At 71.1% G+C, this 11649-nt stretch carries 11 protein-coding genes; 9 read left to right on the top strand and 2 right to left on the bottom strand.

From position 1 onward, the window contains the following. Window positions 1-55: 55 nt before the first annotated feature. Complete coding sequence (locus AC5Y36_RS23245; RefSeq protein WP_500043327.1) at window positions 56-571, bottom strand: FAS1-like dehydratase domain-containing protein; 516 nt, start codon at window positions 569-571, stop codon at window positions 56-58. A 157-nt stretch (window positions 572-728) separates the two neighbouring features. After that, window positions 729-1637, bottom strand: coding sequence for an HAD family hydrolase (locus AC5Y36_RS23240; RefSeq protein ID WP_500043326.1), 909 nt, complete (start codon window positions 1635-1637; stop codon window positions 729-731). A 97-nt stretch (window positions 1638-1734) separates the two neighbouring features. Between AC5Y36_RS23240 and AC5Y36_RS23235 the strand changes: the two genes are divergently transcribed. From AC5Y36_RS23235 to AC5Y36_RS23195, 9 genes are all read left to right on the top strand, one after another. After that, a complete protein-coding gene (locus AC5Y36_RS23235; protein WP_500043325.1) occupies window positions 1735-2001 on the top strand; it encodes a glutaredoxin family protein in 267 nt (88 codons plus the stop codon). Between the two features lie 121 nt (window positions 2002-2122). Then, window positions 2123-3496, top strand: coding sequence for a glutamyl-tRNA reductase (locus tag AC5Y36_RS23230; protein ID WP_500043324.1), 1374 nt, complete (start codon window positions 2123-2125; stop codon window positions 3494-3496). A gap of 37 nt (window positions 3497-3533) precedes the next feature. Then, window positions 3534-4460: a hydroxymethylbilane synthase gene (gene hemC, locus AC5Y36_RS23225; RefSeq protein WP_500043323.1), complete on the top strand. Its 927-nt coding sequence runs from the start codon at window positions 3534-3536 to the stop codon at window positions 4458-4460. A gap of 35 nt (window positions 4461-4495) precedes the next feature. Further along, window positions 4496-6160, top strand: coding sequence for a bifunctional uroporphyrinogen-III C-methyltransferase/uroporphyrinogen-III synthase (locus AC5Y36_RS23220; protein ID WP_500043322.1), 1665 nt, complete (start codon window positions 4496-4498; stop codon window positions 6158-6160). Between the two features lie 76 nt (window positions 6161-6236). Further along, window positions 6237-7211, top strand: coding sequence for a porphobilinogen synthase (gene hemB, locus AC5Y36_RS23215; RefSeq protein ID WP_500043321.1), 975 nt, complete (start codon window positions 6237-6239; stop codon window positions 7209-7211). Between the two features lie 89 nt (window positions 7212-7300). Continuing rightward, entirely contained in the window at window positions 7301-7831 is a 531-nt protein-coding gene (mce1N, locus tag AC5Y36_RS23210; protein WP_500043320.1) for a transport-regulating membrane protein Mce1N, read from the top strand. After that, window positions 7828-8085: a hypothetical protein gene (locus tag AC5Y36_RS23205; protein ID WP_500043319.1), complete on the top strand. Its 258-nt coding sequence runs from the start codon at window positions 7828-7830 to the stop codon at window positions 8083-8085. Before mce1N ends, AC5Y36_RS23205 begins: the two co-directional genes overlap by 4 nt. A 16-nt stretch (window positions 8086-8101) precedes the next feature. Continuing rightward, window positions 8102-10252, top strand: a complete 2151-nt coding sequence (locus AC5Y36_RS23200) for a heavy metal translocating P-type ATPase (protein WP_500043318.1) — start codon at window positions 8102-8104, stop codon at window positions 10250-10252. A 59-nt stretch (window positions 10253-10311) separates the two neighbouring features. Continuing rightward, a complete protein-coding gene (locus AC5Y36_RS23195; RefSeq protein WP_500043317.1) occupies window positions 10312-11646 on the top strand; it encodes a PPE family protein, SVP subgroup in 1335 nt (444 codons plus the stop codon). Window positions 11647-11649: the final 3 nt, after the last annotated feature.

Below are 11649 nucleotides of genomic sequence, written 5' to 3'. Positions count from 1 at the left end.
GTGTCGAAATGGGCACTTTTGCGTCTGCTCGCCACCGGGCCGCCACCGGCCCGCATCACTCCTTGTTGCGCATCGAGGCGATCGCGGCGATGGTCGCGGCCTGGGTGTCGGCGTCGTGGTTGACCGCCTCGCCGAGCATGGTCACGACGCTGGTGATCACCGGCTTGCCCTCGGCGTCGGTGACCTCGCTGCGGACCTCGCTGACCACCGTGCCGTGCGATTCGATGACCGAGTCCAGGTAGGTGTCGAAGTACAGCTTGTCGCCGGCCACGATCGGCCGATGAAACAGGAACTTCTGGTCGCGGTGCAGCACCCGCGCAATGTTGATCGGGATGTCGAACTTGGTGAAGATCTCCAGCTGCACCTGACGACCGGCGACCGCCAGAAACGTCAGCGAGGCGACCAGACTGTCGTAGCCGGCCTCGTGGGCGGCGGCGTCGTCGAAGTGCGTCGGGTCGTTGTCCTTGACCGCGGTAGCAAACTCGCGGATCTTTTCGCGCCCCACCTCGAAGTAGTCCGGATACCGGTAGTGGGTCCCGATAATTCCTTGCGATTCTGTGTGCACTGACATGCCCGGTTGCCCTCCGCTCCCAGTACTGCTCGGCGGCGGAAGCCTATCAGCGCTGGGACCGGCCCCGCCCACCCGCGAGTGGCATTCTCCCGACGGATCCACGGCGTGTCCCGTCGTGAGAATGCCACTCGGCGCCGGTTACGGCCGGGGTGGCGCGCTAGCCGCGCTCGTGGCGACGCGACACGGCCGCCGCCAGGGCTCCGCCCGCCGCCCCCAGCGCCAGCGCCGACGGCACCCCGATCCGGGCGGCCTTGCGGGCGGTGCGGAAATCGCGAACCTCCCAGCCCCGCTCGCGGGCCAGCACCCGCAGGGCGGTGTCCGGGTTGATCGCCACGGCGGTGCCGACCAGCGACAGCATCGGCACGTCGTTGAAGCTGTCGGAGTAGGCGGTGCACCGCTTGAGGTTCAGCCCCTCCCGGATCGCCAGGGACCGCACGGCGTGCGCCTTGCCCGCGCCGTGCAGCAGCTCGCCGACCAGCCGGCCGGTGAAGATCCCGTGCTCGGATTCGACGACGGTGGCCAGTGCGCCGGTAAAGCCGAGGCGGCGGGCGATGGTTTCGGCCAGCTCATAGGGCGTCGCGGTGACCAGCCACACCTGCTGGCCGGCGTCGAGGTGCATCTGGGCCAGCGCCAAGGTGCCCGGCCAGATCTTGTCGGCGATGATGTCGTCGTAGATCTCTTCACCGAGCTCGGCCAGCTCCGCGGTGCTTCGGCCCTCGATGAACGCCAGCCCCTTGCGTCGGCCGGCGGCGACGTCGTCGCTGTTCTCCCGGCCGGTCAACTGAAACTTGGCCTGCGCGTACAGGCCATGCAGCACGTCGCGGTAGGTGAAGTAGTTGCGGGCGGCCAGGCCGCGGCCGAAGTGCAGCAGCGAGGAACCCTGGATCAGGGTGTTGTCCACATCGAAGAACGCGGCCGCGGTCAGATCGACCGGCGACGGGCCGGGCTCGGTGTCCCCGTCGTCGAGGCTGTCGATAACCACGGCGGCGTCGTTGACCACGCCCCGCACGGCGCTGGCGTCGTCACCCGACGCAGCGTCGGTGTCGCCCGGGTCGGTGGACGCCATCGGGGCTCCTTCACAGAACTGTGCCGCACGTGTGTTGTCCCAACTTTATCTGGCAGCGGTCCCGGAGCGGGCCTGCTCCGGTGCGACACTGGTCACCGTGAACCGCCAGGTGGAGTTGCTGACCCGCGACGGCTGCGCGGTGTGCGCCCGGCTGTACGCGCGCCTGGGCGAGCTGGCCGATGAGCTGGGCTTCGAGCTGGCCGCCACCGACGTCGACGCGGCCGCGGCGGCGGGAAACACCGCGCTGCGGGCCGAATTCGGCGACCGATTGCCGGTGGTGCTGCTCGACGGGCGCGAACACAGCTACTGGGAGCTGGACGAGGACCGGTTGCGGGCCGATCTGGGCGCCGAGCCGGGGGCCTGACAGCCGCATAGCACCGCCGGGGCAAAGTACGCGAAATTTGGTGGCCCCGACGCTCAGCGTTTACCGTGGAGGTCAGTTCGATCACTGGTGAAAGCAAAGGGGCAGGCCAGGTGATTCAGCCGTGAGCGTCCTGCTCTTCGGGGTTTCCCACCGCAGCGCGCCGGTCTCCGTTCTCGAACAACTGAGCACCGACGAAGCCGACCAAATCAAGATCATCGACCAGGTGCTGCAGTCACCGTTGGTCACCGAGGCGATGATGCTGTCGACCTGCAACCGGGTCGAGGTCTACGCCGTGGTCGACGCGTTCCACGGCGGGCTGACGGCGATCGGCCAGATCCTGTCCGACCACGCCTCGATTCCGATGGGCGATCTGACCAAATACGCCTACGTCCGCTACAGCGAGGCCGCCGTCGAGCACCTGTTCGCGGTGGCCAGCGGCCTGGATTCGGCCGTGGTCGGCGAACAGCAGGTGCTGGGGCAGGTGCGCCGCGCCTATGCGGTGGCCGAGACGAACAACAGCGTCGGGCGGGTGCTGCACGAACTGGCCCAACGGGCGCTGTCGGTGGGCAAACGGGTGCACTCCGAGACGTCGATCGACGCGGCCGGCGCCTCGGTGGTGTCGGTCGCGCTGGGCATGGCCGAACAGAAGCTGGGCACCCTGGCCGGCAAGACCGCCGTGGTGATCGGCGCCGGCGCGATGGGCGCCCTGTCGGCCGCGCACCTCGGGCGGGCCGGGGTCGGCCACATTCACGTGGTCAACCGGTCGCTGCCGCGGGCGCAGCGCCTAGTCGAGAAGATCACCGAATCGGGGACGACGGCCGACGCACTCACCCTCGATCAGGTGGCCGGCGCCCTGGGCCGCGCCGACGTGGTGGTGGCGTGCACCGGGGCGGTGCGGCCGGTGGTCTCGCTGGCCGACGTGCACCACGCGCTGGCCGGGAACAACCGCGACGAGGTGCAGCAGCCGCTGGCCATCTGCGACCTGGGAATGCCGCGTGACGTCGATCCGGCGGTGGCCGGGCTGCCCGGCGTCTGGGTCGGCGACATGGACCGCATCCAGCGTGAGCCGTCCGCGCGGGCCGCGGCCGCCGACGCCGAGGCCGCCCGTCAGCTGGTGGCCCGCGAAGTCGCGACGTATCTGGCCGGACAGCGGATGGCCGAGGTGACCCCGACCGTGACGGCGCTGCGGCAGCGGGCCGCCGACGTGGTCACCGCGGAGTTGCTGAGGCTCGACAACCGGCTGCCCGGCCTGGACGCCGCGCAGCGCGAAGAAGTCGCCCGCACGGTGCGCCGGGTGGTCGACAAGCTGCTGCACGCGCCCACCGTGCGCGTCAAGCAATTGGCCGGTGCACCCGGTGGAGACAGCTACGCCGAAGCACTTCGCGAGCTGTTCGAGCTCGACCCGCAAGCAGTCGACGCGGTCGCTACCGCTGGCGAATTGCCTTTGGTAGCACCCGGATCCGATGTTCCTACCGACACCGAGGCTGGACAGTAAGCGTTTTGAAAGCAGTGTTGGAGCCGTCTTGGGCGGCGTGATCCGAATTGGCACGCGGGGCAGCGCGTTGGCCACCACCCAGGCCGGCACGGTCCGCGACGCGCTGATCGCCAACGGCCACCCGGCCGAACTGGTGATCATCCGCACGGTGGGCGATGAGTCCATGGCGCCGATTGCTGACCTCGGGGTGGGGGTGTTCACCGCGGCGCTGCGTGAGGCGATCCACGACGGCCGCGTCGACGCGGCGGTGCATTCCTACAAGGACCTGCCGACCGCCGCCGACGCCCGGTTCGCCATCGCGGCCATCCCGGCGCGCGAAGACTCGCGCGACGTGGTCGTTGCCCGCGACGGAATGGTGCTCGGGGAGTTGCCGACCGGCGCGTTGGTGGGCACGTCATCCCCGCGGCGGGCCGCACAGCTTAGAGCACTGGGTCTCGGTTTGGAAATCCGCCCCCTACGAGGCAACCTAGATACCAGGTTGAACAGGGTAAGCAGCGGTGAGCTCGACGCAATCGTGGTAGCCCGGGCGGGTCTGGCCCGACTGGGGCGCCTCGATGAAGTCACCGAGACGCTGGAGCCGGTGCAGATGTTGCCGGCCCCCGCTCAAGGTGCACTCGCAATCGAGTGCCGCGCCGGCGATACCGCACTCGCGGCGCTGTTGGCGGAGCTTGACGACGCCGACACCCGCGCGGCGGTCACCGCCGAGCGAGCCTTGCTCGCCGAACTGGAGGCGGGTTGTTCCGCACCGGTGGGCGCGATCGCCGAGGTGGTCGAGTCCATCGATGAGGACGGCCGGGTCTTCGAGGAGCTGTCGCTGCGCGGCTGCGTGGCGGCGCTGGACGGATCCGACGTGATCCGTGCGTCCGGCCTCGGAACTGCGAACCGGGCCCGGGAGCTGGGGCTCTCGGTGGCCGCAGAGCTGTTCGAGCTGGGGGCACGCGAACTGATGTCGGACACGCGGTGAGACCACCGCGTGAGAGAGGTGACTGGGAGTAAGTGATGGCTCGCCAAGTGAGCGTGCGGGGGCGTAAGCCGAAGCCGGGCCGCATCGTGTTTGTGGGTTCGGGTCCTGGGGACCCCGGCCTGCTGACCCTGCGGGCGCGGACCGTGCTGACGAATGCCGCTCTGGTGTTTACCGACCCGGACGTGCCCGAGGCCGTACTGGCGCTGGTCGGTGCCGACCTGCCGCCGGTTTCTGGACCCGCGCCGGCCGAGGACGTCGCCGCCGACCCCGCCGACCCGACCGCTGAGACCGCGGCGCCGGTGCTGGCGGGCGGTCCCGACATCCGCCCCGCGCTGGGCGACCCGACCGAGGTGGCCAAGACCCTGATCGCGGAGGCCAAGGCCGGCGCCGACGTCGTGCGGCTGGTGGCCGGTGACCCGCTGTCGGTGGATGCGGTGATCACCGAGGTCAACACGGTGGCCCGCGCGCACGCCCAGTTCGAGGTGGTGCCCGGTCTGCCCGCCACCAGCGCGGTGCCGACCTATGCCGGGCTGCCGCTGGGTTCCTCGCACACCGTGGTCGACGTCCGCGGCGACGTGGACTGGGGCGCCCTGGCCGCCGGCCCGGGCCCGCTGATCCTGCAGGCCACCGCGTCGCACCTGGCCGAGTCGGCCCGCACCCTGATCGAGTACGGGCTGGCCGAGACCACCCCGTGCGTCGTCACCGCCCACGGCACCACCTGCGCGCAGCGCTCGGTGGAGTCCACGCTGCACGGGTTGACCGACTCCGCCGTCCTGGGCGGCACCGATCCCGCCGGTCCGCTGACCGGTCCGCTGGTGGTGACCATCGGCCGCACCGTCGCCAACCGCGCCAAGCTGAACTGGTGGGAGAGTCGCGCGCTGTACGGCTGGACCGTGCTGGTGCCGCGCACCAAGGACCAGGCCGGTGAGATGAGTGAGCGACTCGTCTCGCACGGCGCCCTGCCGATGGAAGTGCCCACCATCGCCGTCGAGCCGCCGCGCAGCCCGGCCCAGATGGAAAGGGCCGTCAAGGGTCTGGTCGACGGCCGCTACCAGTGGGTGGTGTTCACCTCCACCAACGCGGTGCGCGCGGTGTGGGAGAAGTTCGGCGAATTCGGTCTGGACGCGCGGGCGTTCTCCGGTGTGAAGATCGCCTGCGTCGGCGAGGCCACCGCGGATCGGGTCCGTGCCTTCGGGATCAGCCCCGAGCTGGTGCCGTCCGGCGAACAGTCGTCGTTGGGGCTGCTCGACGAATTCCCGCCCTATGACAGCGTTTTCGACCCGGTCAACCGGGTGCTGCTGCCGCGCGCCGACATCGCCACCGAGACGCTGGCCGAAGGCCTGCGGGAACGGGGTTGGGAGATCGAGGACGTCACCGCCTACCGGACCGTGCGGGCTGCCCCGCCGCCGGCGGAGACCCGCGAGATGATCAAGACCGGCGGGTTCGACGCGGTCTGCTTCACCTCGTCCTCGACGGTGCGCAACCTGGTCGGCATCGCCGGCAAGCCGCACGCCCGTACCATCGTCGCCTGCATCGGCCCCAAGACCGCGGAGACCGCCGCCGAATTCGGCCTGCGGGTCGACGTGCAGCCGGAGACCGCCGCGGTGGGCCCGCTGGTGGAGGCGCTGGCCGAGCACGCCGCCCGGCTGCGGGCCGAGGGCGCGTTGCCGCCGCCGCGTAAGAAGAGCCGCAGGCGATGACCTATCTCGCGTTGACTCTGCGCCCATGGCGCAAAAGTGCGAGTGGCCTTAGCCCTCAACGCAGAGTCAACGCGAGATGATGCGGCAGCGTCCGCGCCGGCTGCGCAACACGCCGGCACTGCGCCGGCTGGTGGCCGAAACCTCGCTGGAACCCCGGCAGCTGGTGCTGCCGATGTTCGTCGCCGACGGGCTGGCGGAACCCCGGCCCATCGGCTCGATGCCGGGCGTGCACCAGCACACCCGTGACTCGCTGCGGGTGGCCGCCGAACAGGCCGTCGCTGCCGGCGTGGGCGGGCTGATGTTGTTCGGGGTGCCGCGGCGCGAGGACAAGGACAGCACCGGCGCCGCGGGCATCCACCCGGACGGCATCCTCAACGTCGCGCTGCGCGACCTGTCCGGCGACCTCGGTGACGCGACGGTGCTGATGGCCGACACCTGTCTCGACGAGTTCACCGACCACGGCCACTGCGGGGTCATCGACGCCGCCGGCCGCGTCGACAACGACGCCACCGTGGCCCGCTACGTCGATCTGGCGGTGGCCCAAGCCGCCTCGGGCGCCCACGTGGTGAGTCCCAGCGGCATGATGGACGGCCAGGTCGGCGCGATCCGCGACGGACTGGACGCCGCCGGGCACGCCGATGTGGTGATCCTGGCGTATGCGGCCAAGTTCGCCTCGGCCTTCTACGGCCCGTTCCGCGACGCCGTGGAATCCAGCCTGGCCGGCGATCGGCGCACCTACCAACAGGAGCCCGGCAACGCCCGCGAAGCATTGCGCGAGGTCGACCTCGACCTGGCCGAGGGCGCCGACATCGTGATGGTCAAGCCCGCGCTGGGCTACCTGGATGTGGTGGCCGCCGCCGCCGCGGTTTCGCCGGTGCCGGTAGCCGCCTATCAGGTGTCGGGGGAGTACTCGATGATCGCCGCCGCCGCCGCCAACGGCTGGATCGACGAACGCGCCGCCGCGCTGGAGTCGCTGGTGAGCATCCGCCGCGCCGGGGCCGACATGGTGCTGACCTATTGGGCCGCGCAAGCCGCCGGCTGGCTGAGCTGACCCCGCCCCTTGCGCCGAGCGTGAAGGTGGCTTCACGTTCGGTGACGAGGGTGAAGCCACCTTCACGCTCGCGGCTAGGCTGACCCGATATGTCGTCGTCCCCGCCCGCGCCGCCCGCTGAGCCGTCCGAACCCGTGCTGTACCACGAACGCGGTGCCAGCTGGTACTGGGTGCTGGCCGGTCCGGTGGCGGCCACGACGATGCTGATGATCCAGCACTCCAGCGGCTACGGCTACCAGCCGGTGATGCCGCTGATCTTCCTGGTGATGGTGTCTGGGTTCGTGGGACTGCAGGTCAAGGCGGCGCGCATCCACACCTCGCTGGACCTGACCGAGCGCACCCTGCGCCAGGGCACCGAGACGATCAACGTCGCCGACATCATCAAGATCTATCCGGCGGCCGAGCGCGACGAGGAGCCGGCCTGGCAGTCGTCGCGCGCGCTCGGCGAGCTGACCGGGGTTCCGCGCGGCCGGGTCGGCATCGGGATACGGCTGTCCGGAGGCCGCGGCGCGCAGGCCTGGGCACGCAACCACCGGCAGCTGCGGGCGGTGCTGACCCCGCTGGTCGTCGAGCGGACCGAGCCGGTCGAGGACGACGACACCGGATCCTCGCGCTGGTGAGAGCGCGGATCCAGGCCGGCATCGAGGTTGCCGCGGCCGTCGTCGCGGCGGTCGGCTGCGCGCTGAGCTGGCTTCAGGTGCGCTCCACGGTGACCGTGGCGCCGATCCTCGACGGACAGCCCGACACCACCTCGGTGGTCTACCACCCGCCGATGGTGCTGCTGACGTTGCTGCTGGCCACCGCGGCCGGAGTGCTGGCCGTGGTCGGGGCCGCCCGGCTGTGGCGCAACCAACACGCCATTAATACCCCCTAGGGGTATACTCGTCGCTATGGTGACCACCGATCTGCAGCTGCACGGCATGACGTGTGCCTCCTGCGCGGCACGGATCGAGCGCGGCCTCAACCAACTCGACGGTGTGCAGGCCAGCGTCAACTTCGCCGTCGAACGCGCCCACGTCGAACACGAAGCCGCGGTGACGGCCACCGAACTGATCCGCGCCGTGGAATCGTCGGGGTACCGGGCATCGGTGATCGGCGAGCATCCCCCGCACGACGTCCCCGACGACCTGCGGCCCCGGCTGATCGGCTCGACGGTGCTGGCGATCCCGGTCGTCGCGCTGTCGATGGTGATGCCCTGGCACTTCCCCGGCTGGCAGCTGCTGGCGTTCGCTCTGACCACACCGATCGTGGTGTGGGGCGGCTACCCGTTCCACCGGGCCGCGCTGCGCAACGCCGCCCACGGCGCGTCGACGATGGACACCCTGGTGTCCCTGGGCACGCTGGCCGCCTACCTGTGGTCGACGGTGATGGTGGTCACCGGCACCGGCGAGGTGTACTTCGAGGTGGCCGCCGCGGTGACGGTCTTTCTGCTGGCCGGCCGCGACGCCGAAGCGCGGGCCAAACGCGCCGCGGGCGGCGCGCTGCGGGAGCTGCTGAGCCTGGGCGCCAAGGACGCCGCGGTGCTGCGCGACGGGGCTGAGGTGCAGGTTCCGGTCGCCGACCTGCACGTCGACGACCGGTTCGTGGTTCGGCCCGGGGAACGGGTCGCCACCGACGGCGTGGTGGTCGAGGGCACCTCGGCGCTGGACACCTCGGCGCTGACCGGTGAGCCGGTGCCCGTCGACGTCGGCCCCGGCGACGACGTGTTGGGCGGCGTGGTGAACACCTATGGCCGGGTGGTGATCCGCGCGAGAAGGGTCGGCGCCGACACCCAGCTGGCCCGGATGGCGCAGCTGGTGACCGACGCCCAGAACGGCAAGGCCGCCGTGCAGCGGCTCGCCGACCGGGTGTCGGCGGTGTTCGTGCCGGTGGTGCTGGTGATCGCGGCACTCACGCTGGCCGGGTGGCTGCTGGCCGGCCAGGGCGCGGCGGCGGCATTCACCGCGGCGGTCGCGGTGCTGATCATCGCCTGCCCGTGCGCGCTGGGGCTGGCCACCCCGACCGCCATCCTGGTCGGCACCGGTCGCGGCGCCCAGCTGGGCATCCTGATCAAGGATCCGCAGGTGCTGGAGACCGTCCGCCACATCGACACCGTCGTCCTGGACAAGACCGGCACGGTGACCACCGGGGTGATGGCCGTGCAGGACGTGACCGCGCGTCCCGGTGAGGACCCCGATCTGGTGCTGGCCCGGGCCGCGGCGGTCGAGAGCGCCTCCGAGCATCCGGTCGCCGCGGCGATCGTGGCCGCCGCCGGCGACCGGGGTCTGCGAGCGGATGCCCCCACCGGCTTCGCCAACGACCCGGGCTCGGGCGTCTCGGCCGTCGTCGACGGCCTGACGGTCCGGGTGGCGCGGGCCGGATCGCTGGCCGGCGTCGACCTGCTGGCACCCGCCCAGCCCGGCACCACCGTCGACGTCTCCTGGGATGACCGGGTGCGGGGCAGCATCACGCTGACCGACACCGTCAAACCCGGCAGCGCCGCCGCGGTCGCCGAACTCAAGGCGATGGGCATCCGGCCGGTGCTGCTCACCGGGGACGCCGCCGCGGTGGCGCACCGGGTCGCCGCCGAGGTCGGCATCGACGCAGCCGACGTGATCGCCGGTGTCCTGCCCACCGGCAAGGCCGAGGCGATCACCGCGCTGCAGGCCGGCGGCGCCCGGGTGGCGATGGTCGGCGACGGGGTGAACGACTCGGTGGCATTGGCCACCGCCGACATCGGAATGGCGATGGGCACCGGCACCGACGCGGCCATCGAGGCCGGCGACCTGACCCTGGTGCGTGGGGACCTGCGCACCGTGCCGGCCGCGCTGCGGCTCTCGGCCCGCACACTGCGCACCATCCGGCAGAACCTGGTCTGGGCGTTCGGCTACAACGTCGCGGCGATCCCGCTGGCGGCGGCCGGGTTGCTCAACCCGATGATCGCCGGGGCGGCGATGGCGGCGTCGTCGGTGCTGGTGGTGACCAACAGCCTGCGGCTGCGCCGATTCGACCGGTCGGGCCAACCGCCGAGCCAACCCGCCCGCGGCCTGGTAGATAGGTAGGGACAACGGGGTGGCTTGCAGCCACCTCGACCGCCCAACCCGCCGACGGGGGTTGAACGATGAATTTCGCGGCGCTGCCACCCGAGATCAACTCGACCCTGATGTATACCGGCCCCGGGTCGGGACCCTTCCTGACGGCGGCCGCGGCCTGGGACGGGGTCGCCGCCCAATTGCGGGGGACGGCCGGTGAGTTCGAGGAGACGGTGTCCTCGCTGACCGGTCAGCTGTGGTTGGGCCCGTCGTCGCAGGCGATGGCTGCTGCGGTCGCGCCCTATCTCGCCTGGATGCTCACCACCGCCACCCAGGCAGAGCAGGCCGCGTCGCAGGTCAAGGCGGCTGCCGCTGCCTACGAGGGGGCGTTCGCGATGACGGTGCCGCCTTCGGTCGTGGCCGCCAACCGAGCCCAGTTGATGACGCTGGTGAGCACCAACATCCTGGGGCAGAACACCGGGGCGATCGCCGCCACCGAAGCCCTCTACGCCGAGATGTGGGCCCAGGACGCCGCCGCCATGTACGGCTACTCCGCGGCCTCGGCGTCCGCCCTGCAGCTGGCCCCGTTCACCCCGCCGCCGCAGACCACCAATCCGGCCGGAACAGCCGGGCAAGCCGCCGCGTCGGGTGGGCAACAGGCCCTGACACAGCTGGGTTCCGCGCCCGCGCAGGCGGCATCGGTGCTGGCGGCCGCTGCTCCGCTGCAATCGGAGATCCCCGACCTGCTGGGGTTGAACGCGATCGCGCTGACGTCGCTGGCCGCGTCGTCGGTCGGTATCGGGGTATCGGCCGGGGCGTGGAACTCCGCGGACGCCAGCACGCGGGAAATTCTCCACCAGCAGGACCACACCACCGATGTGGCGCACGAGATCCTGGACGCCATTGACCTGTATTCGCCGTTGACCCCGTCGCGGCCATCCGCCTTCGTCCCGCCCGTGCCGGCGACATCGATGTCGGCGGCGATGGGGGAGGCGGTCTCAACCGGTAACCTCTCGGTGCCGATCAGCTGGGCCGCCAACGCCCCCGAGATCCGCAGCCTGGCCTACACCACGCCAACGGCCACCGCGCCGACGGTGTCGACGGGCAGTGTTGGGACCGCGTTCGGCGAGATGGCGCTGGCAGGAATGGCCGGCAGTGCCCTGGCCGGCGCCGTCAACCGGGGCAACCGGACGGGTGCCGGGACGCCGGTGCCTCGTCCGGTGCCGGCCGCCTCGGGAGATAGCGGCAAGGACAACCCGGTGACCGGAATCGCCGCCGAGATCAGGGAATTCGCCGCACTGCGCGACGCCGGGATGATCACCGAGGAGGAGTACGCCGAGCAGAAGCTCCGTTTGCTGAACGTGGCTGCGACTCCGCCCGCCGATACACTCGACCGTGCGCGTGTCCGTGCCCGAGGGGAGTAGAGC

This window comes from Mycobacterium sp. NGS50, assembly GCF_059812545.1.
The sequence above is the reverse complement of the archived record's forward strand: the minus strand, read 5'-3'. Positions and strand labels throughout refer to the sequence as shown.

Excerpts from the sequence above, each read along its gene's own strand:
- AC5Y36_RS23245 (WP_500043327.1), bottom strand. The coding sequence starts at position 571 with ATGTCAGTGCACACAGAATCGCAAGGAATTATCGGGACCCACTACCGG.
- AC5Y36_RS23240 (WP_500043326.1), bottom strand. The coding sequence starts at position 1,637 with ATGGCGTCCACCGACCCGGGCGACACCGACGCTGCGTCGGGTGACGAC.
- AC5Y36_RS23220 (WP_500043322.1), top strand. The coding sequence starts at position 4,496 with ATGGCTCGCCAAGTGAGCGTGCGGGGGCGTAAGCCGAAGCCGGGCCGC.
- hemB (WP_500043321.1), top strand. The coding sequence starts at position 6,237 with ATGATGCGGCAGCGTCCGCGCCGGCTGCGCAACACGCCGGCACTGCGC.
- mce1N (WP_500043320.1), top strand. The coding sequence starts at position 7,301 with ATGTCGTCGTCCCCGCCCGCGCCGCCCGCTGAGCCGTCCGAACCCGTG.
- AC5Y36_RS23200 (WP_500043318.1), top strand. The coding sequence starts at position 8,102 with ATGGTGACCACCGATCTGCAGCTGCACGGCATGACGTGTGCCTCCTGC.
- AC5Y36_RS23195 (WP_500043317.1), top strand. The coding sequence starts at position 10,312 with ATGAATTTCGCGGCGCTGCCACCCGAGATCAACTCGACCCTGATGTAT.